Genomic DNA, 21,829 nt, shown 5'->3' with positions numbered 1-21,829 from the left:
GCTCCTCAGTGTTTCTCAAGCCACGCGCCGTAGAACGACGGGCGGCCGACCGCTTCAAAATTCACGCCTTTTAGCCACGGCGCACCGGCAAAGACCTGCGGCTCCTCGAAAATCGGAATGACGTAGGCGTTATCCAGCAGGTAGCGCTGGGCATCGCCGGTCAGCTGCAGGCGTTTTTGCGGGTCGACTTCGGCGGAGATATCCACCAGCAGCGCATTCAGCTTGTCGTCACGGAAGCTTTTGACCTTGTCACTGGAGCCGCCTTTTTGCAGCAGCGCGTCGCGGTTAGCGGGGTAGAACATGCTTTTCACCACGTCAGGATCGGCGCGGCCCACTTCGGAGACGGTTAACGGGGTTTTCAGCGGGTCAAGGTTATCCAGCGTGCGGCTGCCTGCGTCACCGGCTTTCACGCTCAGCGCCACGCCCACCTGTCGCCACTGCTGGGCAACCAGCTGCAACACCTCTTTGTTTTGCGGCTGCGGCAGGGATTCATATACCGTCAGCGCCAGCCGCTGGCCGTCTTTGGCGCGGATCCCGTCGCTGCCCGCTTTCCAGCCCGCCTCGTCCAGCAGCTGGTTAGCTTTAGCCGGGTCAAAGGTCAATTTGTCGCTGAGATCGACAAAGCCAGCGGCGGAATCGGCAATCACCGACTTCGCCTGCGGATAGTTAGCCGAGAAGAGGGTCTCAACCACCTGTTTTGCATTGGTGGCATGCAGCAGCGCCTGGCGCACGCGAATATCGGAGACCAGCGGGTTATCCGGGCGGAAGCTGATGCTGTCGTTCACCCCGCGCGTTGGGGCAGCGTAGATCTTATAGCCCTGATCGGTCGCCTGCTTTTCGTCATACGCCTGCACCTGGCGGATAAAGTCGGCCTGACCGGCCAGCAGGGCGCCGACGCGCACGCTGTCTTCCTGAGTCACGATAAACTTGATGCCATCAAGATTGGCTGGCCCCTGTTGCGCCAGATTTTTGGGCCCCCACTGGTAGTCCTTACGCGCTTCCAGCGTCACTTCGCGACCCAGCTTCTCGTCCTTCACCACAAACGGGCCGGAGCCGATGATATGCCGGGCGTCACCCAGCTCTTCAAAGTTGCGCTTCAGCGTGCTGAGCGAGACCAGGCCCGAGCCAATCGTGGCCGTGCCCTGCAGGAACCCCGGCGACGGTTTTTTGAAGTAGAACTTCACGGTCAGCGGGTCGACCACTTCGCTGCGATCGTAGTTATTGATCACTTCTGACACCGGCAGGCGCTGCGCCTTGTTGCCTAAGCCGTAGGTATCAAAGTTTTTTGCTACGGCGTTGGCGTCCAGCGGCGTGCCGTCGGAGAAGGTTATCCCCGGGCGAATTTTAAAGGTGTATTCGGTTTTATCGGCGTTGGTGGTCCAGCTTTCGGCCACCCACGGTTCGACCTGCAGCGTCTTTGGATTTTGCCACGTCAGTTTGTCGGTGATCTGGTTCAGAATGCCGCCGTTCGGGTAGAAGCCGCCGGCGGGCGGATAGAGGTTAGTGTGCGCCTGTTGCTCCAGATAAATCAGCGTGCCGCCTTTGACCGGCGCATCGGCGGACCAGGCTGCGGTGGTCGTCAGAATCAGCGCCGTCAGCAGCGGCAGACGAAATGGGGTTTGCATGGTGAATTCCTTTGTTATCTTCTTGTTAGCGTCGGATTCATCATCGGGCGCGGGGGAAAACAAGGGAACAAAGGAATTAAGATAAGGATTGCCGGAAAATGGCTATAAAAAAACCGCCCCGGTAAGGAGCGGCGATGTACGGTGGGTGATTACGAACGCAGGTCAATCACCATACGGCCACGGATCTGGCCCTGTTCCATCTCTTTGAAGATGGCGTTGATGTCCTCGATCGGACGCATCGTGACCTTAGGTACCACTTTGCCCTCGGCCGCAAACTGGAAGGCCTCCTGCAGATCCTGACGGGTACCGACCAGCGAACCCACCACCTGAATGCCGTCCAGCACCAGACGCGGAATATCGAGGCTCATCGCTTCCGGCGGCAGGCCAACCGCGACCACGCGGCCACCGGCACGCACGGCATCTACCGCCGAGTTGAAGGCCGCTTTTGCGACGGCAGTGACGACTGCGGCATGCGCGCCGCCAGTTTTTTCCTGCACAATCTTAGCGGCATCTTCGCTGCGGGAGTTGATGGTTAAATCCGCACCCATGCTGGCCGCCAGCTTCAGCTGTTCGTCGTTCACGTCAAGGGCGATGACTTTGGCGTTAAAGACGTTTTTGGCGTACTGCAGCGCGAGGTTGCCCAGCCCGCCCAGACCGTAAATCGCAATCCACTGGCCCGGTTTAATACCCGACACCTTCACCGCTTTGTAGGTGGTCACGCCAGCGCAGGTAATGCTGCTGGCCGCCGCCGAATCCAGACCGTCCGGCACTTTTACCGCGTAATCCGCGGTGACGATGCACTCTTCCGCCATGCCGCCGTCAACGGAGTAACCGGCGTTTTTCACGTCACGGCACAGGGTTTCGTTGCCGGAATTACAGTATTCGCAGTGGCCGCAGCCTTCAAAGAACCAGGCCACGCTTGCGCGGTCGCCGACTTTCAGCGACTTCACGCCAGGGCCGACTTCTTTCACGATACCAATTCCTTCATGGCCCAGGATAACCCCGGTCTTGTCGCCAAAATCACCGTTCTTCACGTGAAGATCGGTATGGCATACGCCACAGCACTCCATCTTCAGCAGGGCTTCCCCATGCTTAAGCGGGCGTAAGGTTTTTTCGGTGACGCTGACCTGGTGGTCCTGAGTGACAACAGCAGCCTTCATGTGTATCTCCTTGTTCATGATAAGAATCTGCATAGCAGGTGTAATACCCCTTAAGGATTAATACATTAGCCTGGTAATGCAAGGCTGCGGCAACATAATGTCATCATTTGATTCGATTTCAGATTAAGAATACGGCGATCCTCTAATAATTAAGGGGGGAAAATGCTGGCCCGGCGAGGCGCTCGCCGGGCGCAGACTTACAGCTGGGCTTCTATCTCCTCAATCTCTTTACGCCATTGCGCCTGGAGCTGCGGCTTTTGATGCTTTGGCTTGCGCGCCAGATCGTCTTCCAGCAGCGTTTCCAGTGCGATCAGCCGTTCAAGCAGATCGTCATGCGGCGAGGGGTGAACCGTCGCGGCGACAGCGGGTGCAGCGGCTGTCACCAGCCCCGCGCGTTCACGCAGCCGCTCAAACACCGCTTCTGCATCGTGCCATTCGCTCAGCGTACCGTCCTCAATCAGCCAGAAACGGTTGCAGCTTTGGCTAATTAACTGACGGTCATGGCTGACCAGCAGCACGCCGCCTTCGAACTGCTGAAGGGTTTGCGCCAGCGCCTCTTTGCCTTCCATGTCCAGGTGGTTGGTGGGCTCATCCAGCATCAGCAGGCTGTAGCGGGCAAGCGTCAGGCCCACGAACAGCAGGCGCGAACGCTCGCCGCCGCTGAGCGTGCTGACTTTCTGCCCATGGCGGGACCACGGGAACCCGGCGCTGATGAGCGCCATTTTGCGGTTCTGCGGATCCGGTGCAAAAGGTTCCAGCGCGTCGAGCAGCGTGGCGTCATCCGGCAGCTGATGCAGCGTCTGGTCGTAGTAGCCCGGCGAGACGCGCGGATGGATTTTCAGCCCACTGTCCGCCGGTTCATCGGAAAAATGTCGCCAGATAAGCTTCATCAACGACGATTTACCGCAGCCGTTACGACCGACAATCGCCACGCGATCGCCGCTTTTCAGCCGCGCCGTTTCGATGTTAAACAGCGGCGGTAGCCCAGGCGCGGGCGGGACGCCGAGGTTTTCCATCTCCAGCAGACGGTCAGCCCGCAGCGCGTCGCCGCGCAGGGTTAACGTCCACGGGCTGCCCGCCGTGAGCGCGGTCTGGCTCTCTTTGAGCCGTTCGACCTGTTTTTCCATCTGTTTGGCTTTGCGAGCCAGGTCTTCGTTGTCGTAAACCTTACCCCAGGTCGCCAGACGTTTGGCGCTGGCGGTCACGCGGTCGATCTCCTTTTGCTCCGCCTTGTGGCGCTGCGCGTCGGTCTCATCTTTGGCTTCCAGCGCCTGACGTGCCGCCGTGCAGGGAAGGGCAAAGTAGTGCAGCGTTTTATCGCGCAGGATCCAGCTGCCGTTGGTGACGGCATCCAGCAGCTGTCTGTCATGCGAGACCAGCACAAAGCTGCCCGACCAGGTCTGTAAAAAGTGCTCCAGCCAGAGCATGGTCGGCAGGTCAAGGTGGTTGCTGGGTTCATCCAGCAGGAGCAGGTCCGGCTCGTGAATCAGCGCCCGGGCCAGCAGCAGGCGGGTGTGCTGCCCGCCGCTCAGCGTGGCGGAGTGCAGCATCATATCCTGCGGCGTAAAGCCCATGCCTGCCAGCAGCGTTTCGGCTTTCCAGCGCAGGCTGTCCCGTTCCGCTGCGGGCAGCTGGGCCAGGACGGCATCCAGCATGGTGAGCGGTAAAATAGCGTCCGGGAGATGTTGCTCCACGCGCGCCATCAGGCAATGCCCGGCCAGCGCTACCGTTCCGGCAGCAGGGGAATCCGTGCCGTCCAGCACCTTCAGCAGCGTACTTTTTCCGCAGCCGTTATCGCCCAGCAGGCCAATGCGGTCGCCTTTTTTCAGCGTAAAGGAGAGTGAGTCGAAGAGCGTGCCAAACGCCGTATCAACGCGTAAAGATTGTGCAGTGAGTAAAGTGCTCATTGTTGCTTACCCAAGAGTTACAGGCATGTTTATGCCTCGTCAAACATCGCTGACGATAACTCAGTAAGCCCGAGAGAAGGGATTTCAGGGGTTGGTGTCTTCGCTCAAGCCGAAGTTATCGCAGCACGATACCGATAACGCTTGAGCGGGTGCGATCACCAAATGTATGTGAAACATTGAAAATTTCACGATACAGCATAATTGGCCTCCTTATATATTCAGTTGGTTAATGGATGAAAGGAGTGTAGCGGGGGAAAAGGGGTTTGGCTAGGGGGGGGACGAATGTAATTCCCTCTCCTATGGGAGAGGGTTAGGGTGAGGGGAACATACGGCTCTGGTGGTCATTACGTTCACTTTATGTTCCTTGCTACTCTTTAGCGATGTGACCGGTGAACGTGCCAGGGTGGCTCAGTCGCCACCACCCTGGCGACCCGGGCTCCCGGCGGTAAATCGCCGCTTCGCGGTGCCCTCAGCTTATTCCTTCAGGCTATCGGGTCGGGCATGAGCCTGCATCCCTGCAGGCCACGCCCTCTCGGCGCATCCCTGCGCCTCGCCCCGGCCTTACGGAAACGCTTCGGCGATTTACAGCCGGACCAGGGCGTCGCTGTAAGTCATTCATTTTCCTGAAGCAACATTCATCGCATCCGGTAAAAATTACTGGGATTCCTGAGCCCACAGGGAGAGCCCCCGTAGGCCCGGTAAGCGAAGCGCCACCGGGCGATTGGGCCGCACCGCGTCTCCCACTGGGAGAGGGAACGGTCAAAGCGGATCAAATCGACGTACGGCGATAGCTGCGGTATTCAGGCTTCCAGAAGTTGTCGTCGATGGCCTGCTGCAGCGCGTCGGCAGAGGTTTTCACCGCCACGCCCTGCTGCTGTGCCATTTTACCCACTGCAAACGCGATAGCGCGCGACACCTTGTGAATGTCCTTCAGCTCGGGCAGAACCAGACCTTCGCCGTCGTTGACCAGCGGCGAGTGGCCCGCCAGGGTCTCGCTCGCCGACATCAGCATTTCGTCGGTGATGCGGGACGCGCCGGAGGCAATCACGCCCAAACCAATGCCCGGGAAGATGTATGAGTTGTTGCACTGGGCAATCGGATAGGTTTTATCCTTCCACACCACCGGATCGAACGGGCTGCCGGTGGCCACCAGCGCATTACCTTCGGTCCAGGCGATGATGTCCTGCGGCGTCGCCTCCACGCGGGAAGTCGGGTTAGACAGCGGCATCACGATAGGGCGCTCGCAGTGCTTGTGCATCTCGCGAATAATCTCTTCGGTGAAGAGACCGGTTTGCCCGGAAACGCCGATCAGAATATCCGGCTTCACGTTGCGCACTACGTCCAGCAGGGAAAGGACTTCGTTGTCGGTATCCCAGTTTTTCAGGTTTTCGCGTTTCTGCACCAGCTTGGTCTGGAACGGCAGCAGGTTCGGCATGCCGTCGGTCAGCAGGCCGAAACGGTCCACCATAAAGACGCGGGAGCGGGCCAGCTCTTCGCTTAAGCCTTCGCGCTGGGTCTGGGCAATAATCTGCTCGGCAATACCGCAGCCCGCGGAGCCTGCGCCCAGGAAGACGATTTTCTGGTAGCTCAGCTGGCTTCCCGCCGCACGGCTGGCGGCGATGAGCGTACCCACCGTCACGGCCGCGGTGCCCTGGATATCGTCGTTAAAGGAGCAGATCTCATCGCGATAGCGGTTCAGCAGCGGCATCGCGTTTTTCTGCGCGAAGTCTTCGAACTGCAGCAGCACGTCCGGCCAGCGGTGCTTCACGGCCTGGATGAAGTCGTCGACAAACTGATAGTACTCGTCGTCGGTAATACGCGGATGGCGCCAGCCCATATAGAGCGGGTCGTTGAGCAACTGCTGGTTGTTGGTGCCGACGTCCAGCACCACCGGCAGGGTATACGCCGGGCTGATCCCGCCGCAGGCGGTATACAGAGAAAGTTTACCGATAGGGATCCCCATCCCGCCGATGCCCTGGTCGCCGAGGCCGAGAATACGTTCGCCGTCGGTCACCACAATTACTTTAATGTTGTGGTTAGGCACGTTCTGCAGAATATCGTCCATGTTGTGACGGTTCTGATAAGAGATGAATACCCCGCGGGAGCGGCGGTAGATCTCGGAGAAACGCTCGCAGGCGGCACCCACCGTCGGGGTGTAGATCACCGGCATCATCTCTTCGAGATGGTTTTGCACCAGGCGATAGAAGAGGGTTTCGTTGGTGTCCTGGATGTTGCGCAGGTAGATGTGTTTGTCGATTTCCGTTTTGAAACCCTGGTACTGGATCCACGCGCGCTCTGCCTGTTCTTCAATGGTTTCAACCACTTCGGGCAGTAGACCCAGCAGGTTAAAGCTGCTGCGCTCTTCCATGCTGAAGGCGCTGCCTTTGTTGAGCAGGGGGAATTCGAGTAAAACCGGTCCGGCGTATGGGATGTATAAGGAACGATGTTTTTTCAGTTTGTTGTCCATGTCACTCACTCTTTTTATGAAGATCCGTCCCTGACACTGCTGTTTGTCATCTTTCTGGCCTGTGCGATGGGGTGCGGTCCGGCGGTATTATAAAGGAGCTAAATATTAATTACCGCAACACATAAACAAAAACACCACCGGGATTACCGATGGTGTTCTGGATCTCAGTCTGGAACTTACTTGCCGGCGTGGCGTTTTCTGCCGGTGGCGTGAGTGACTTGCGTTTCATGGTCGCCTTCAATCACCACTTTGCGCTGATTAGAAAGCTTGTAGTTCAGTCCCAGAATATGGCGTGCCTGACGGTTCGATTTCATATTAACTCCTCAATCCTGTTGATAGTTTTAAGGACCAGTTTGCTTACGCAAACGAAATGTAACCCCTTAGGTTGCAGATCCAGCTTAGCAGGTTTTTACAAGGGTGCGTTTTGCCCGCTGACGACGTAGTTAATGGTCTGCTGGTAGATGTCACTGAGGATGTCATTATCTGTGGATTCCACCCACTTGGTGAGTTCCATCAAAATGTCATCTTCAGTCACAGCACCGTGCTCGGCGTGAAGACCCTGTGCAATCGCGTTAACGAGTTCAGGTTGTGCTGCTGCGGTATTTGCCGGGTAATAAGTAAACATGCTGCCTCCGTGTCGTTGTCTGTTTAATGGTACGGCTCGCAAAAAATTTAATTCACAAACAGAATGGCAAATATTTTCACGGTTGTGGCTCAGATTCATCTTAGAAATAAAAATGACATAAGTGTATGCTTTTGTGTGCTTTTGAAATGCGGGTGTAAATCGACGTGGCGCTGAGAGAATATTATGACGGTGCTCCTGCTATCTCGAAAAAATAGCAGGAGCAGCGTTTAAATTACCACTTCATTTCGCCGGTATTCACCTTAGCGCTTAATTCCAGCGAGCTCTCTTCAGCCAGATTCGGATACTGTTTTTTCAGGGTGCTGATGACGCCCGCAGAATCTTTATGAACGGACAAGGCCTTTTCAAAGCGCTGGAGATAGTCACGGGTAAAATCAATCGCACCCGTCCCGGCTGGCGGGGTACCCAGATAGTGACCCGGGATTACGCGCTCGGGTTTGTGCGCCGCCATGTTCACCAGCGTTTCCTGCCACTGCTTACGGCTTTCCGCTGTCTGGGTGTCCGCCGTCCAGACGTGAATCCCCCAGGCTACGCCAGTGCCGCCGAGGATGGTCTTTGCGGACGGGATCCATACATAGGCCGCATAGCTGTCAGGCTGTTCGATGTCGATCTTCTCCCCGTCAACCATAAACGTGGTGGAGGCGAGCACCTGCGGGACGACCAGCTCCGTTGGCGCGCCGTCTTTCATCTGCGGACCCCAGAAGGCGAGCTTGGCGTCTTTAGTGGCCTTGATGTGATCAACCACGTGCTGCGTGGCCACCACTTTGGCGTTCGGGAAGGCTTTGACCAGCGGCTGCAGGCCAAAATAGAAATCCGGATCGCCGGAGGTGATCACAATCTTGTTCAGGGTCTTACCGCTTTGACGAATTTTCTCTACCAGCGCTTCGCCATCCTTCACGCTGAACTGCGCGTCAAACAGCACCGCCTCTTTCGGGCCGGAAACCAGCGTGGAGGAGACAGCGAAAATGCCTTTCTCCTGCGGGTTATAGGTATCAATGCTTAACGGCGCGGCAAAAGCAGCCGGCGTGAAAAGGGTGGAAAGCAGGGCAAGGTGAGTGAATTTCATGCTGTTGTCTCTGTTGTTCAGGAATGTCTCTATTGTACGGAAATTCGCATTTGCCAGAATTCCTGAAACAAGACATGCTTAGTTTCATAAATCGAGCAGATGGAGTTGATATGGATCGCGTGATTGCCGCTCAGGTTTACAACCGAATATGCGAGCTGGGAAGTTTGAGCGCGGCGGCCCGGGCGCTGGGTATTTCCCGCCCAATGGTGAGCCGCTACCTTGAACAGATGGAGAAATGGGCGGGCACGCGGCTGGTAAACCGCTCCACGCGCAAGCTGACGCTGACCGCGGCAGGCGAAAAGGTGCTGCAAAAAACGCGGACGCTCTCGCAGATCTCGCAGGAAATTGAAGGCCAGTCGGAAAAAGATCTCCCGTCTGGCACCCTGCGGGTGGCCTGCGCGCACTTTACCGCCATGCACCTGATTGCGCCGGTCCTGCCCGGTCTGCTCTCGCGCTACCCGCAGCTGCGCATCGAACTGGACGTGAATAACCACCCGGTCAGCCTGGTGGGAGAGCGCATTGATGTTGCCGTACGCATTACCGATAACCCTGAACCCGGCATGATTGCCCGTCGGCTGGGGGAGTGTCGTTCGGTCCTTTGCGCCTCGCCGGACTATCTGGCGCAGCACGGCACGCCCGGCAGCCCCGAAGAGCTAGCCCGGCATAACTGCCTGCACTACAGCTTTTTTGCCGGGCAGTCCTGGCACTTCCTGACGCCGGAAGGCGAAAGCCTGAGCGTGGCCGTTAGCGGCAACCTGAGCGCCAGCATCTCTTCGCTGCTGATGGACGCGGCGATTAAGCACTGCGGTATCGCCATGCTGCCGGAGCGTGAAGCGCGTGCCGCGCTGGAGAAGGGATGGCTGGTGCCGGTACTGGCGGCGCTGGAGCCGAAGCCGCTGGCCATCCATGGTATTTATCAGTCCCGGGAATACCAGCCTGCCGCGCTGCGGGCGTTCCTTGATGAGCTGGCCCGCTATCTGGCATGAGCGCGGCGTTTGCCGTCATTTACTTAGCCTTTAGCCAGGGGGAGGTCGTGCTCCAGAAAATAATATCCGCCCCGAGATAATTTTCCGCGAACCGATCAAATTCTGCTTTGGTGAAGGGCTTGCCGGTCTCAGGGTTCTTATAGGTCAGGGTCGGTTCCTGAACCGCCATGGCGATAAGCGGCAGCGTCTGTTTATTTTTATGGAAGAAAGGATAGGCATTCTTCATATGCGCCTTGCGGTTGGGAACAATGTCCGGCCCACCGAGGCCGACATTGTTGGCGCTGGCATACGCAAAAAGACGCCCCATGTAGTTGTGGTCATTATCCCATTCGCACGGCCAGAAGTTCACGTATTGCACCACGTGTGATTTCTGAAAAGCCTTGCGCGCAAAGGCCAGGTTTTCCATTTCTCCCGCAAAATAGCTGTCGCAGGTAAATCCGGCGGGCGGATTTTTTTCGTCAAGATCGATGGCGGTTTCAGGCAGGTTTACGCCATATACCTCGCCATCAAAGCGTTTCGCGAGGGCGGCCAGCAGCGCCTGGTAGCGCTGGCGCACCGCGGGATCCCACTGACGCGCCACCCAGCCTGAACCGACTGGCTTCCCTTCGCCGGGGTTATCGAACTGCGGCGCAATCCCGCCTCCGTATTGCTTATCGTGCATCAGATAATCCGGCACGTAGCGCGCGTCCGCCTCAAAGAAACGGTCCTGAATCTGGATAAAAAGCTTTTTCCTGGCAGCCTTAAGACGCGCGAGATCCCGTTCAATGCGCGAGAAATCGTAGCGATCCTTCTCAGGCTCAAGCGCGCGCCAGTTGTAGACGATCTGTACGCCGCCGATATCGCTTCGCACAACGAGCGGGAACGCCGCGTCGAGCTCGCCGGAGCTGGTATAGATAAAGTTCTCGGGCGTTTTCGCCTGCAAAGGCAACGATAGAGCGAGGGTAGCGATCGCAACGGCCATCCTGATTTTTAGCGCCATAGGTTTATCCTTTTTGTCGGTACAGCAGGTGTAAGTCCCGGAATTGTCTGTGTTCCAGGGGCAGTCAGATGCGTAGTCTATACTTAACCCTTTGTAAGCCAAAAGGAGAGCAAGAATGACTATTCATAAGCACGGTTCGGCACACTGGTCTGGCGACATTAAGCGCGGTAAAGGAACGGTTTCCACCGAGAGCGGCGTTCTCAATCAACAGCCTTATGGCTTTAATACCCGTTTTGAGGGTGAAAAGGGGACCAACCCCGAAGAGCTGATCGGCGCGGCACATGCGGCCTGCTTCTCGATGGCGCTGTCGCTGATGCTCGGCGAAGCGGGCTATACCGCCGACGCCATTGACACCACCGCGGATGTCTCCCTCGATAAAACGGACGGCGGTTTTGCCATCACCAAGGTTGCCCTGAAAAGCAAGGTGACCGTCCCGGGCATCGCCCCACAGCAGTTCGACGGTATTATTCAGAAAGCCAAAGCGGGCTGTCCGGTTTCGCAGCTACTGAAAGCCGAAATTACGCTGGACTATACGCTCAACTAAGCCTCAGCCGGGCTGGTGCCCGGCTATCCCTTCAGCGCGGCGGGAAACACCTCCGCCAGCCAGGCAATAAATACCTTCAGCCTGTGCGTCAAATGGCGGTTCTGCGGGTATACCACGTGAAAAGGGTACGCGGCAGGGCGCCAGTCGCCCAGGATCGGCGCCAGCGTTCCCGCCTGTAAATACGGCTTTGCCGAATACTCAAACGTCTGCACGATCCCCAATCCTGCCACGGCCGCCGCCAGGTGGGCATTACTTTCATTTATGCCGAGATAATGGGGGATATTGATTTCCATCGCCTCGCCATGCCGCCTGAAGCGAAAGGGAAACGCCCGCCCGGTGACGGGCGAGAGGTAGCTAATGAGCTTGTGGCCGTTGCACAGCTCCTGTGGATAGGCTGGAACGCCATGGTTTTTCAGGTAGCCCGGCGTCGCGCAGGTGACCATTTCGGCGTTACCAATATGGCGAGCGATAAGGGTCGAATCGTCCAGCGGGCCGCCGCGGATCACGCAGTCTACGTTACCGCTGATCAGATCCACCGGACGATCGGCCACGCCAAGGTCGATGCGGATATCCGGGTAGCGCCGCATAAAGTCCGGCAGCAGGGGGATGAGCACGTCCCGGGCGGTGGAGCCGCCCACGTCAACCCGCAAATGCCCTTTGGGCGTCGCGCGGGAAACGCGAAACGCGGTGTCGATATCTTCGATATCTATCAAGACCCTGAGCGCTTTTTCATAGTATTCCATCCCTTCCGGCGTCGCGACCACCCGGCGAGTCGTCCGGTGCAGGAGGCGTATCTCCAGATGCGTCTCAAGCGATTTCACCAGCTTGCTCAGCGTGGCGATGGGCATGTTCAGCGAGTCCGCCGCGCGGGTAAAGCTGCCGGTTTCCACCACCCGGGTAAAGGCGCGCATCGCCATGAGCTGATCCATGAGATTCCCTCTGATTATTTCTGTATGTGAATAGTCATTTTCATTTTTGCTGGTTTTTCACTAATCCTGCAAGGGCTAAAGTTTGTCCAATGCAAACCCAACAAAAGGTAAATGACATGAACACGACTCTCTCAGGAAAAATCGCACTGGTCACCGGCGGCAGCACCGGCATCGGTCTTGCCACGGCGCAGGAGCTTGCTGCACAGGGCGCGAAGCTGTACATCACCGGACGACGTCAGGCCGAGCTGGACGCGGCGGTGGCTGAAATCGCTTCAACGGCAGTGGGCATTCGCGCTGACGTGTCAAAACTGTCGGACCTGGACGAGGTCTATGCCCGGATAGCCAAAGAAGAAGGCCGCCTCGATATTCTGTTCGCCAATGCGGGTGGCGGCGATATGCTGCCGCTGGGCGCGATAACCGAAGAGCAGTTTGACCGGATTTTCGGCACTAACGTCCGCGGGGTGCTGTTTACGGTACAGAAGGCGCTGCCGCTGCTCTCCGCCGGATCGTCGATTATTCTGACCGGCTCGACGGTGTCCATTAAGGGGACGGCAAACTTTAGCGTCTACAGCGCCAGCAAGGCCGCCGTGCGCAACTTTGCGCGCTCCTGGGCGCTGGATTTGCAGGGCCGCGGGATCCGCGTCAACGTGGTAAGCCCGGGCCCAATCAAAACGCCTGGCCTCGGCGACCTCGTGCCGGAAGAACACCGCCAGGGGCTGTACGACGCGCTGGCCGCTCAGGTGCCGCTCGGCCGTTTAGGCGCGCCGGGTGAGGTGGGTAAAGCGGTGGCGTTTCTGGCCTCCGATGCGGCCAGCTTTATTAACGCCACCGAGCTGTTCGTGGACGGCGGGATGGCGCAAATCTAACCCAGACTGCGCCAGCAGCGGACGTCACGGCCCTCGCGAGAGGGCTGTAACGGCTGAGGACGTTCGCAGCCCTGCGCGGCCATCGGGCATCGGTCGCGGAAAAAACAGCCTTCGGGCAGACGGCGGTTGCCGGGAAGCTCCGTTTTGCGTAAGGCCAGCGTCTCATCCAGCGGTTCACCGGTGCGCGGAACCGAATCGAGCAGCAGGCGGGTGTAAGGATGGCGCGGCTCGCCAAGCACCTGCGCGGCGCTGCCCAGCTCCACAATCTGCCCAAGGTACATCACCGCCACGCGGTCGCTCATGTGCCGGACCACCGAGACGTTATGCGAGATCAACACGTAGGTCAGATTACGCTGCTGTTGTAGCGTCACCAGCAGGTTAAGGATCTGCGCCTGCACGGAGATATCCAGCGCGCTGGTGGGTTCATCGAGCACGATGATATCCGGATCGGACGAGAGCGCCCGGGCGATGGCAATGCGCTGGCGCTGCCCGCCGGAGAAGGCGTGCGGAAGCCGGTCGAGATATTCCGGGCGAATACCCACCTGCAGCGCCAGGTTTTCAGCCTGCTGGCGGCGGTCGCGCTCGCTGCTGCGCTTTTGCACCCACACCGGCTCGGTGATGATTCGCCAGACCGGCAGGCGCGGGTCAAGCGAGGAGAGCGGATCCTGAAACACCATCTGCATGCCGCCCGCGTGATGCGCCCGCTGGCAGGCGCCGGTGCTGGGCTTGAGCATGCCCATCAGCAGCTGGGCGAGCGTGCTTTTCCCACAGCCGGATTCCCCGACGATGCCAAGCGTTTCTCCCCGACGGATCTCAAGGTCGAGCCCGTTGAGCGCATGGACCCGTTCCGTCACGCGGCCCAGCCAGTTTTTGCGCGCCGCAAAGTTCACGTGCACGCTATCCAGTTCCAGCAGTACATCAGACATGGGCTTTCTCCCGTTGTGGATACCAGCAGGCGGCCTGTTGGCCTTCTGCGCCAGTGGGCGCTAGGCGCGGCGTTTCGCTGCATTTCGCCCCGGCGGCAAAGCAGCGCTCGCGGAATGCGCATCCCTGCGGAAGCTGGCTGAGGTTGGGCACCGTGCCGGGGATGGCGGGAAGCGGGGCGCGCGGCTGGCCGTTTTCCGGCGCGCACTGCAGCAGACCAATAGAGTAGGGATGCACGGGCTGGTGGATCAGCGTTTGCGTGGTGCCGCTCTCGATCACGCTGCCCGCATACATCACGTACATTCTGTCGCAGAGCTGGGACACCACGGCCATATCGTGGCTGATAAACAGCACCGAGGTGCCGCTGGCCCGCGCCTTGTGCTTCAGCAGGCGCAGCACCTGCAGCTGAACGGTGACGTCCAGCGCCGTGGTTGGTTCGTCGGCGACGATCAGCTCCGGCTCGCAGGAGAAGGCAAGGGCAATCATCACCCGCTGGCGCATGCCGCCGGAGAGTTCAAACGGATAGCGCGCCATGACCGCTTTCGCGTCCGGGATTTGCATCTCTTCCAGCAGGGTAATCGCCTTCTGCTGCGCCTCACGACGGGAAAGCGGTTGATGCTGGCGGATCACCTCGACCATCTGTTTGCCAATCCGCCGCGTCGGGTTGAGGGCGGTCATGGGCTCCTGAAAAATCATCGCGACCTTTGCGCCGCGCCACTGGCGAAGCTGTTTCTCGGACGCCGTCAGGACATTTTCGCCGAGTAATTTCACCTGACCATGATGAATGCGGTAGCTGCCTTCCGGTAGCAGACGCATGGCGAGCATGGCGGTCACGGATTTACCCGAACCGGATTCGCCCACCACGCCGACAATTTCACCCCTGCCGATCTCCAGCGAGACGTGGTTCAGCGCGTGGACCTCGCCGCGGAAAATCGGGAAGCTCAGATGCAGGTCTTCAATCTTGAGAACCATGTCGGTCATCACTGTTTACCTCCTGACTTCGGATCCAGCAGATCGCGGATGCCATCCCCAAACAGGTTAAAGCCCACGGCGGTTATCAAAATCGCCGCTCCGGGAAACGCGCAGTACCACCACTGGTCCAGAACGTAGTTACGGCCGACGGCCACCATCGCCCCCCATTCGGCGGTCGGCTGCTGCGCCCCCAGGCCAATAAACCCCAGCGTGGCGGCCATCAGGATGGCGCTGCCGATGTCCAGCGACGCCTGCACGATCAGCGGCGGCAGGGCGTTGCGCAGGATATGCCAGCTGATCACATGCCAGCGGGAGGCGCCAAAGGTGCGGGCCGCCTGAACGTAGGTAAACTGGCGCACCACCAGGGTTTGGCCGCGCGCCAGGCGGACGTAAAACGGAATGCGGACAATCGCAATTGCCAGCATGGCGTTAAACAGGCTCGGCCCGAGCGCGGCGGCCAGCGCCATGGTCAGCACCAGGGAAGGTATCGAGAGCATAATGTCCATCACCCGCATGATGACGGCGTCGCCGCGCCCGCCCAGCACGCCGGACAGACAGCCCAGCAGCGAGCCGATGCCGCCCGCAATTACCACCACCGCCAGCCCGGCGGTAATGGACTGCTGGCTGCCCGCCAGCACGCGGCTGAACAGATCGCGACCCACCTCGTCGGTGCCAAACCAGTGCTGCGCGGACGGCGCCTGCAGGCGCGCGGTCAGATCCAGCGCGTTCGGGTCGTGCGGCACGATCCACGGTGCGGCCACCATAATGAAAAGCATCACCAGCATAATGACGCCGCCAACGATCGTGAGCGGGCTTTGACGCAGCATCCAGAACAGCTTTGCCCAGTTGATGCGTTGTCTGGCGGTTTTCACCGGGACGGGCGTTTCCTGCGTTAACATCATTCGGCACCTCCGCGCCCGATTCGCGGGTCAATCCACAGGTAAAGCAGATCGACCACCAGATTAACCAGCACGTAGGCCAGCGAAACAACGACGGCAAAGCCCATCACGGCAGGGAAATCGAGCGCCTGAATGGACGTCACCACCCAGGCGCCCATGCCCGGCCAGGCAAAGACGGTTTCGGTCAGCACGGCCCCGTAAAGCAGATCCCCCAGCGCCAGCCCGAGCACGGTAATCGACGGGATCATCGCATTCGGCAGGGCGTAGCGCAGGACGATATACCAGCCGGGCAGGCCGCTGGCGCGTGCCGTGCGGATGTAGTCTTCGCTAAGCTGCTCCAGCATCGCGGAACGGACCTGACGCGCCACGATGCCGAGATGCACGAATGCCAGCGTCAGCGAGGGTAAAATCAGGTGCTGCAGCGCATTGAAAAAGACCTCGCCGTTGCCTTCCAGCAGCGCGTCCAGCAGATAAAAGCCGGTGACGTGCGTCGGCGGATCGAGCCAGTCGTCCAGCCTGCCGCCGCCCGGCAGGATTTGCAGGTGCCCGTAGAACAGCACAATGACGCCCAGCCCAAGCCAGAAGGCCGGGGTGGAGATCCCGGTCATCGCCATTAAACGCACCAGGTGATCCAGCCAGCGGTTGCGGTACACCGCCGATAAAACCCCCAGCGGCACGCCGATGACCAGCGCCAGCAGGAGGGAACAAAAGGCCAGCTCCAGCGTGGCGGGGAAAAAGTCCTTCAGGTCTTCCGCAACCGGGCGTCCGGTACGGATGGAAGTGCCTAAATCACCGTGGGCCAGGGCGTCCACGTAGCGGCCAAACTGAACGTAGAGCGGCTGATCCAGCCCCAGCTGCTGGCGAATGTTCTGCACGATGTCGTCGCTGGCGCGGTCGCCGGCCAGCAGACGGGCCGGATCGCCGGGGATCAGGTGTGAAATAATAAAAGTGATAATACAGACACCGGCCACCACCAGGAGTAACCCCCAGCAGCGCTGGCGCACGATGCTCCAGAACGTCATACACTTTCCCCCGGCGAAACGGTTACTTGCTCATGGTGGCGATGTTAAACACCTGCTCGAGCATCGGATTAAAGGTGAAGCCTTTGACCTCTTTGTTCATCGCCAGCTGGTAGTTCTTCTGGAACAGATAAACATAGGCCGCTTCGTCGATGACCACCTTTTGCGCCTGCTGGTAATCTTTGGTGCGTTCCGCCTGGTCGGTGGTTTTCAGCGCGGCCTGCAGCAGGGAATCGACCTCTTTGTTCTCATAGAACGAACGGTTGCCCGGCAGACCTTTCTTGTCAGATTCGAACCAGTAGTTCATAAACATGTACGGGTCGGCAAAATCCGGGCTCCAGTTGCCGATGGCGATGTCGTAATCGCCTTTGCCGACGCGGTCGCGCATGGTGGCGTTGGCCAGTTTCTCCAGCTTGACGTTAATGCCGATCTTGCCGAGGCTGGCCTGAGTCGAAAGGGCGATAGGCTCCCAGTTTGGATCGTTGTCCGAGTAGAGGAAGGTCAGGCTGGCGGGCTTGTCTTTGACCTTCTCCAGGGCTGCTTTAGCTTTGGCTTCGTCGAAGCTGTACTGCATGGCCGTGGCGTCAAAGCCCCACATGCCTTCCGGGATCGGACCGCGCATCTGCTTGCCGTTGCCGCTCAGTATGCCTTTCACCATCCCCTCATAGTCCGTCGCCCAGGAGACCGCGCGGCGTAAATCCACCTGATTGAGCGGCGCTTTGCTGTTGTTGAGGTAGAGGTAGGTCACGCGCAGAGACGGGTATTCGGCGACGGCGACTTTGCCTTCCTGCTTCAGGGCCGCCAGCTGATCGACCGGCAGGGCGTCGGCAATGTCCAGATCGCCGCGGGAAAGCTGCAGACGGCGCGACGCGCTCTCACCGATAATTTTCACCGAGACGCGCTTGAAGTGCGGCTTGTCGCCCGACCAGTGCGGGTTTGGCACCAGCACCAGCTGCTGGCCTTTCTGCCAGCTCTTCAGCATAAACGGCCCGGAGCCGGCGGTGTTTTGCGCCAGAAAGCCGCGCGCGTCGTCCGCGGCATTGGCCTTCAGCACCGTCGGGTTAATGATGGAGGCGCCGTCGTTCGCCAGGGTGTAGAGGAAAGGCGCGAACGGCTGGCTGAGGGTGAATTTCACCGTGTGCTCATCAACGGCCTCCACTTTCAGATCTTTCGGGAAGGCCTCAGACGGCCCCTGGCTGAGCTTCAGCAGGCGTTCAAAGGAGAGTTTGACCGCCTCGGCGTTGACCGGCGTGCCGTCGGAGAATTTGGCGTTATCCGCCAGGGTGAAGGTCCACTCTTTCTGGTCGTCGGACGCTTTCCAGCCCGTCGACAGATCGCCTTCCACCTCGGTAGAGCCTGGCTTGTACTTGACCAGACGCTGGTAGGACGGATAGGTGACGGTCCAGTCGTTGTTATCAATGGTGATGGCAGGGTCGAGCGTTTGCGGGTCGGCGGCTTTACCGATGACCAGCATGTCTTTCGGGACGGCAGCCAGCGCCAGCGGGGCGCTCAGGGCCAACGTGGCGGCAATGACGGTCGAGAGAAGCGATGTTTTCATGGCAGTGCTCCAGGTTCAAAGAGAGGTGTGCGTCAGGGGAAAACAGGCAAAACGGTCATCAAGCAGCGGGTAGCTGGCGGCGTTCGGCAGTTCGAAGTGCCACCATTCGCTGCCGATCCCGACAAAACCGCCGCCGAACATGATGGCGTTCAACAGCAGACGGTTGCGCTGGGCGTGCGGCGGCACGGAAGGGTGATACGGATGCGAGCGGTCATGCATTTCGTCAAAACCGGCGCCCATATCCAGCACGGCGTTATGCTCGTCCATCAGCGTGACGTCGATGGCCGTGCCGCGGCTGTGGTTGGAGCCAATTGCCACGTCGACCACATATTCCGGGTTCGGGCAGGCCTCCCACAGCTGGGCCTGCGCCTGCTGCGGGCGATAGGCGTCGTAGACCACCAGCTTCAGCCCGGCCAGCGTGGCAATGCTGATGGCTTTTGCCAGCGCGGTAGCGGCATCGGTATGCAGCAGGCACTGCGCCTCCTGATAGATCGGGCGGCCTGTGATGTTGTCGGCGGTGGCGTACTTCAGATCGATATGCAGCGTGGGGAACGTCTTCGCCACATCAATCAGTTCACTCTCTACGGGCATAGCTCCGCTCCTTTAGCGTTCGAATTGACCAAACTCTTGTTGTAATTGTCGGTTTACCGCCAGGCGCGCCGGGAGCGCATCGCCCAGCGCTTCCACCACGCCCGACAGCAGCAGGTTGAACAGACAGCTCACGGGGGCAAGTGAATCCCAGAAATGACCGGTATCGGTTTTCACCTGCAGTAAATCCATCGGGTAATCCCGCGCCCACGGGCACCAGATGTCGGTGATTAAGGCCAGCGGAATGCCTTTCTCGCTCGCGACGCGGCAGTACTGGCGCGCCATTGTGGAGTAGGTGCGCGTATCGGTCAGCACGACATAAGGGTGCGCAAACCCGGAGTTAAGGGATTCCACCCAGCTGCCGGAAGCGCCTTCGGCATAGCTCACCCGCGGGCGGAGGTATTCAAGGTGGCTGAAGAAGGCGTTGGCGATCCCGCGCGTGGACTGGATCCCCAGCACAAAAACCGCGTCTGCGTGGGCCAGATGGTGTACCACCTGGCGGAAGGCGTCCGTTTGCGCCAGCTGATACACCTGCGTGATGGCGTCCACTTCCAGCGACAGGGCGTGCTGAAGGCGGTTGGGCAGGGGGCGCTGCTGCTGCCAGGAGTCGAGGCGCTCGTTCATGCCCCAGGGCTGATACGGATCGCGCAGGCTCTTTTTGGCATCCTCCAGGTTGCGATATCCCAGCTTGCGCAGGAAGCGTCCGACGGTGATCCCGCTGGTCCCGCTCGCCAGCCCGACGCTCTCCGCCGTTTCAAACGGGATTTGCGCGGCGTGCGCCAGCAGCCAGCTTCCGACCCGCTTTTCGCTGGGCGTGAGCTGGCTGAAGGTCGCCTCGATACGGCTTAACATCTCGGGTTTCGTCGTCATACCGTCTCGCTGTTAACAGGCTGTCAAAAGCTGAATATGTGTTACCGGTTTAACAATGCATGACGCGTGCCATGTTCACAGAAGGGCGAAAACCCGCTGCGCAATAAACTTCATGCAATATTTCGTTAACCAATGATCAACATTTGTGCAGCGTAGTTCACTTTTGGTGCACTGGCTGACCTGGCAGGGATGAATTTGGTGAATACGTCAGCCCGTTCACATTTTTGATAAGATAGAAAGACAGTGAACATAAAGGGATCCCGGCATGGCGAATTGGCCCTGGCAAGTCAGCGTGCGCCTGGTGGCGCTTGCAAAGAAAACAGGGATGGTCGTGGGGATCGTCCTGGTCGTCCTGCTGGCGGTGCGGGTCTATCTCTCGCAGCAGGGGCCGGAACTGCACCTGTGGCACACCTGGCGGGGAGATGAGATGTCCGTGCGTGAGCTGGATAACGCCGATTTCGCCGGGTACCTCGCCCGTGAAAAGGCGATTTTCACCGATCTGGATAACGCGGTGACGGCGAAAGCAGCGGGCGAGGATCAAACTCCGTTAAACCGCTACTACCGCCAGAGCCTGGTGTGGCCCGGCCAGTTTGCCCCCGATGCCAACCGCTCCTTTGTGCTGATGCCAGCCGGGAAGCCCCGCGGCGCGGTGGTGCTGCTGCACGGCCTGACCGACTCGCCTTACAGCGTCAGGCACCTTGCCGTGAACTATCAGCAGCACGGCTTTGTGGCCGTGGTCCCGCGTCTTCCCGGACACGGCACCGCGCCCGGTGCGCTGACGGACGTGGACTGGGAAATGTGGCTGGCGGCCACGCGGCTTGCCGTGCGGGAAGCCACGCGTCTGACGGGGAATAACGTGCCGCTGCATCTGGTGGGCTACTCCAACGGCGGGGCGCTGGCGATGAAGTATGCCCTCGATGCGCTGGAAGACCCTGCGCTGCGTAAGCCTCAGCAGATGATCCTGCTCTCACCGATGATCGGCGTGACGTCCTTTGCGCGGTTCGCCGGATTCGCCGGGCTACCGGCGCTGTTGCCGCCGTTTGCCAAAGCGGCCTGGCTGAATATCTCCCCGGAATATAATCCGTATAAATACAACTCGTTCCCGGTGAACGCCGCCCGCCAGTCGTGGCTGCTGACGAAGGCCCTGCAGGAGCAGATTGGCCGTGAGGCGCGGGAAAACAGGCTGGCGAATTTGCCGCCGGTGCTGGCGTTCCAGTCGGTGATGGATTCTACGGTCAGCACCCGCGCGGTGGTCAGCGGCCTGTTTGACCAGCTTCCGGCAAACGGCAGCGAGCTGGTAGTGTTTGATATCAACCAGGCGGCGAGCTTCCGTCCACTCTTTAAACCGTCGTCCTGGACGGCCACCACGGCGCTGCTGCCGGTCGCGCAGAGGCGTTACAGTGTCACGATTATCACCAATGCCGGCGAGCACAGTTTCTCGACGGTGGCGAAAATCACGCCGGCAGGCAGTACGCAGGAGACGGTCGTGCCGCTTGCCCAGTCCTGGCCGCAGGATGTTTATTCCCTGTCGCACGTTGCGGTGCCGTTCCCGCCGGATGACGATCTCTATGGTCGTGAACCACGCGTGAAAAACCGATATGGCATCAGCCTGGGGACAATTGCGCTGTGGGGAGAGACGTCCGTGTTGAGCGTCGGGAAAGAGGCGCTTATGCGGGTCACCTCGAACCCGTTCTACGACTATATGCAGGAGAGGATTAACAGCCGGATCGGGGACCAGAAAAAGTAATGTTCCCTTGTGGCGTGAATATGTTAGGTCGCATTGATTAAGTATGTTACATAGTAGCTTCAAGGCACCTCTCTTTATCA

At 59.3% G+C, this 21,829-nt stretch carries 20 protein-coding genes; 4 read left to right on the top strand and 16 right to left on the bottom strand.

Annotated elements, in window-relative coordinates:
* Nucleotides 1-5 precede the first annotated feature (5 nt).
* The 7 genes from ACVCAM_RS03795 to ACVCAM_RS03765 all read right to left on the bottom strand — a co-directional run bounded on the left by ACVCAM_RS03795 (nucleotide 6) and on the right by ACVCAM_RS03765 (nucleotide 8,868).
* On the bottom strand, nucleotides 6-1,625 hold the full coding sequence (locus ACVCAM_RS03795) for a TIGR04028 family ABC transporter substrate-binding protein (RefSeq protein ID WP_106105861.1): 1,620 nt from the start codon (nucleotides 1,623-1,625) through the stop codon (nucleotides 6-8).
* Nucleotides 1,626-1,774: 149 nt separating this feature from the next.
* Nucleotides 1,775-2,785, bottom strand: coding sequence for an alcohol dehydrogenase AdhP (adhP, locus tag ACVCAM_RS03790; protein ID WP_023327537.1), 1,011 nt, complete (start codon nucleotides 2,783-2,785; stop codon nucleotides 1,775-1,777).
* Nucleotides 2,786-2,982: 197 nt separating this feature from the next.
* Nucleotides 2,983-4,692 carry an ABC-F family ATP-binding cassette domain-containing protein gene (locus tag ACVCAM_RS03785; protein WP_407223376.1) on the bottom strand — a complete coding sequence of 570 codons (1,710 nt, stop codon included), beginning with the start codon at nucleotides 4,690-4,692 and terminating at the stop codon, nucleotides 2,983-2,985.
* A gap of 769 nt (nucleotides 4,693-5,461) precedes the next feature.
* Entirely contained in the window at nucleotides 5,462-7,159 is a 1,698-nt protein-coding gene (locus ACVCAM_RS03780; RefSeq protein WP_008501715.1) for an NAD-dependent malic enzyme, read from the bottom strand.
* 176 nt (nucleotides 7,160-7,335) lie between these two features.
* Nucleotides 7,336-7,473, bottom strand: a complete 138-nt coding sequence (gene sra, locus ACVCAM_RS03775; RefSeq protein WP_008501714.1) for a stationary-phase-induced ribosome-associated protein — start codon at nucleotides 7,471-7,473, stop codon at nucleotides 7,336-7,338.
* A gap of 95 nt (nucleotides 7,474-7,568) precedes the next feature.
* Nucleotides 7,569-7,784 carry a biofilm-dependent modulation protein gene (gene bdm, locus ACVCAM_RS03770; protein WP_013096534.1) on the bottom strand — a complete coding sequence of 72 codons (216 nt, stop codon included), beginning with the start codon at nucleotides 7,782-7,784 and terminating at the stop codon, nucleotides 7,569-7,571.
* Nucleotides 7,785-8,016: 232 nt separating this feature from the next.
* Nucleotides 8,017-8,868 (bottom strand): Vmh family MBL fold metallo-hydrolase, encoded by an 852-nt coding sequence (locus tag ACVCAM_RS03765; protein WP_025911005.1) that lies wholly within the window; start codon nucleotides 8,866-8,868, stop codon nucleotides 8,017-8,019.
* A 110-nt stretch (nucleotides 8,869-8,978) separates the two neighbouring features.
* Between ACVCAM_RS03765 and ACVCAM_RS03760 the strand changes: the two genes are divergently transcribed.
* Nucleotides 8,979-9,854 carry a LysR family transcriptional regulator gene (locus tag ACVCAM_RS03760; RefSeq protein WP_070532178.1) on the top strand — a complete coding sequence of 292 codons (876 nt, stop codon included), beginning with the start codon at nucleotides 8,979-8,981 and terminating at the stop codon, nucleotides 9,852-9,854.
* A 19-nt stretch (nucleotides 9,855-9,873) separates the two neighbouring features.
* On the opposite strand, the gene ACVCAM_RS03755 is transcribed toward ACVCAM_RS03760, so the two are convergent.
* Nucleotides 9,874-10,833, bottom strand: a complete 960-nt coding sequence (locus ACVCAM_RS03755; RefSeq protein ID WP_407223375.1) for a hypothetical protein — start codon at nucleotides 10,831-10,833, stop codon at nucleotides 9,874-9,876.
* Nucleotides 10,834-10,948: 115 nt separating this feature from the next.
* Between ACVCAM_RS03755 and ACVCAM_RS03750 the strand changes: the two genes are divergently transcribed.
* Nucleotides 10,949-11,377, top strand: a complete 429-nt coding sequence (locus ACVCAM_RS03750) for an OsmC family protein (RefSeq protein ID WP_008501708.1) — start codon at nucleotides 10,949-10,951, stop codon at nucleotides 11,375-11,377.
* 23 nt (nucleotides 11,378-11,400) lie between these two features.
* Here ACVCAM_RS03750 and ACVCAM_RS03745 read toward each other — a convergent pair whose 3' ends face one another.
* Nucleotides 11,401-12,306 (bottom strand): LysR family transcriptional regulator, encoded by a 906-nt coding sequence (locus ACVCAM_RS03745; protein WP_045370935.1) that lies wholly within the window; start codon nucleotides 12,304-12,306, stop codon nucleotides 11,401-11,403.
* 116 nt (nucleotides 12,307-12,422) lie between these two features.
* Between ACVCAM_RS03745 and ACVCAM_RS03740 the strand changes: the two genes are divergently transcribed.
* Nucleotides 12,423-13,172 carry an SDR family NAD(P)-dependent oxidoreductase gene (locus tag ACVCAM_RS03740; protein WP_407223374.1) on the top strand — a complete coding sequence of 250 codons (750 nt, stop codon included), beginning with the start codon at nucleotides 12,423-12,425 and terminating at the stop codon, nucleotides 13,170-13,172.
* On the opposite strand, the gene ACVCAM_RS03735 is transcribed toward ACVCAM_RS03740, so the two are convergent.
* Genes ACVCAM_RS03735 through ACVCAM_RS03705 form a run of 7 tightly spaced genes read right to left on the bottom strand, consistent with a single transcriptional unit; the run spans nucleotide 13,169 to nucleotide 20,002 of the window.
* Nucleotides 13,169-14,098 (bottom strand): oligopeptide/dipeptide ABC transporter ATP-binding protein, encoded by a 930-nt coding sequence (locus tag ACVCAM_RS03735; protein ID WP_032663479.1) that lies wholly within the window; start codon nucleotides 14,096-14,098, stop codon nucleotides 13,169-13,171. The two genes, ACVCAM_RS03740 and ACVCAM_RS03735, sit on opposite strands and share 4 nt — an antisense overlap.
* Nucleotides 14,091-15,077, bottom strand: a complete 987-nt coding sequence (locus ACVCAM_RS03730) for an ABC transporter ATP-binding protein (RefSeq protein ID WP_447093531.1) — start codon at nucleotides 15,075-15,077, stop codon at nucleotides 14,091-14,093. Before ACVCAM_RS03730 ends, ACVCAM_RS03735 begins: the two co-directional genes overlap by 8 nt.
* Entirely contained in the window at nucleotides 15,077-15,970 is an 894-nt protein-coding gene (ddpC, locus tag ACVCAM_RS03725) for a D,D-dipeptide ABC transporter permease (protein ID WP_025911018.1), read from the bottom strand. The genes ACVCAM_RS03730 and ddpC overlap by 1 nt, the downstream gene beginning before the upstream one ends.
* A complete protein-coding gene (locus ACVCAM_RS03720; RefSeq protein ID WP_407223372.1) occupies nucleotides 15,967-16,989 on the bottom strand; it encodes an ABC transporter permease in 1,023 nt (340 codons plus the stop codon). The genes ddpC and ACVCAM_RS03720 overlap by 4 nt, the downstream gene beginning before the upstream one ends.
* 22 nt (nucleotides 16,990-17,011) lie before the next feature.
* Nucleotides 17,012-18,544, bottom strand: a complete 1,533-nt coding sequence (locus ACVCAM_RS03715; protein ID WP_407223371.1) for an ABC transporter substrate-binding protein — start codon at nucleotides 18,542-18,544, stop codon at nucleotides 17,012-17,014.
* Between the two features lie 15 nt (nucleotides 18,545-18,559).
* Nucleotides 18,560-19,135, bottom strand: a complete 576-nt coding sequence (gene ddpX / locus ACVCAM_RS03710; protein WP_059359968.1) for a D-alanyl-D-alanine dipeptidase — start codon at nucleotides 19,133-19,135, stop codon at nucleotides 18,560-18,562.
* A gap of 12 nt (nucleotides 19,136-19,147) precedes the next feature.
* Nucleotides 19,148-20,002, bottom strand: a complete 855-nt coding sequence (locus ACVCAM_RS03705) for a MurR/RpiR family transcriptional regulator (protein WP_023327526.1) — start codon at nucleotides 20,000-20,002, stop codon at nucleotides 19,148-19,150.
* Between the two features lie 265 nt (nucleotides 20,003-20,267).
* On the opposite strand from ACVCAM_RS03705, the gene ACVCAM_RS03700 reads away from it, so the two are divergent.
* On the top strand, nucleotides 20,268-21,749 hold the full coding sequence (locus ACVCAM_RS03700; RefSeq protein ID WP_407223370.1) for an alpha/beta hydrolase: 1,482 nt from the start codon (nucleotides 20,268-20,270) through the stop codon (nucleotides 21,747-21,749).
* Nucleotides 21,750-21,829: the final 80 nt, after the last annotated feature.

Source organism: Enterobacter sp. CFEC122, from assembly GCF_052983755.1.
This window is presented reverse-complemented; position numbering and strand designations above follow the sequence as displayed.

Coding starts and splice junctions, on each gene's coding strand:
- ddpC (WP_025911018.1), bottom strand. CDS start 15,970: ATGATGTTAACGCAGGAAACGCCCGTCCCGGTGAAAACCGCCAGACAA.
- ACVCAM_RS03740 (WP_407223374.1), top strand. CDS start 12,423: ATGAACACGACTCTCTCAGGAAAAATCGCACTGGTCACCGGCGGCAGC.
- sra (WP_008501714.1), bottom strand. CDS start 7,473: ATGAAATCGAACCGTCAGGCACGCCATATTCTGGGACTGAACTACAAG.
- ACVCAM_RS03705 (WP_023327526.1), bottom strand. CDS start 20,002: ATGACGACGAAACCCGAGATGTTAAGCCGTATCGAGGCGACCTTCAGC.
- ACVCAM_RS03735 (WP_032663479.1), bottom strand. CDS start 14,098: ATGTCTGATGTACTGCTGGAACTGGATAGCGTGCACGTGAACTTTGCG.
- ACVCAM_RS03755 (WP_407223375.1), bottom strand. CDS start 10,833: ATGGCGCTAAAAATCAGGATGGCCGTTGCGATCGCTACCCTCGCTCTA.
- ACVCAM_RS03715 (WP_407223371.1), bottom strand. CDS start 18,544: ATGAAAACATCGCTTCTCTCGACCGTCATTGCCGCCACGTTGGCCCTG.
- bdm (WP_013096534.1), bottom strand. CDS start 7,784: ATGTTTACTTATTACCCGGCAAATACCGCAGCAGCACAACCTGAACTC.
- ACVCAM_RS03760 (WP_070532178.1), top strand. CDS start 8,979: ATGGATCGCGTGATTGCCGCTCAGGTTTACAACCGAATATGCGAGCTG.
- ACVCAM_RS03785 (WP_407223376.1), bottom strand. CDS start 4,692: ATGAGCACTTTACTCACTGCACAATCTTTACGCGTTGATACGGCGTTT.
- ACVCAM_RS03795 (WP_106105861.1), bottom strand. CDS start 1,625: ATGCAAACCCCATTTCGTCTGCCGCTGCTGACGGCGCTGATTCTGACG.
- ACVCAM_RS03750 (WP_008501708.1), top strand. CDS start 10,949: ATGACTATTCATAAGCACGGTTCGGCACACTGGTCTGGCGACATTAAG.
- ddpX (WP_059359968.1), bottom strand. CDS start 19,135: ATGCCCGTAGAGAGTGAACTGATTGATGTGGCGAAGACGTTCCCCACG.
- ACVCAM_RS03730 (WP_447093531.1), bottom strand. CDS start 15,077: ATGACCGACATGGTTCTCAAGATTGAAGACCTGCATCTGAGCTTCCCG.
- ACVCAM_RS03780 (WP_008501715.1), bottom strand. CDS start 7,159: ATGGACAACAAACTGAAAAAACATCGTTCCTTATACATCCCATACGCC.
- adhP (WP_023327537.1), bottom strand. CDS start 2,785: ATGAAGGCTGCTGTTGTCACTCAGGACCACCAGGTCAGCGTCACCGAA.
- ACVCAM_RS03745 (WP_045370935.1), bottom strand. CDS start 12,306: ATGGATCAGCTCATGGCGATGCGCGCCTTTACCCGGGTGGTGGAAACC.
- ACVCAM_RS03765 (WP_025911005.1), bottom strand. CDS start 8,868: ATGAAATTCACTCACCTTGCCCTGCTTTCCACCCTTTTCACGCCGGCT.
- ACVCAM_RS03700 (WP_407223370.1), top strand. CDS start 20,268: ATGGCGAATTGGCCCTGGCAAGTCAGCGTGCGCCTGGTGGCGCTTGCA.
- ACVCAM_RS03720 (WP_407223372.1), bottom strand. CDS start 16,989: ATGACGTTCTGGAGCATCGTGCGCCAGCGCTGCTGGGGGTTACTCCTG.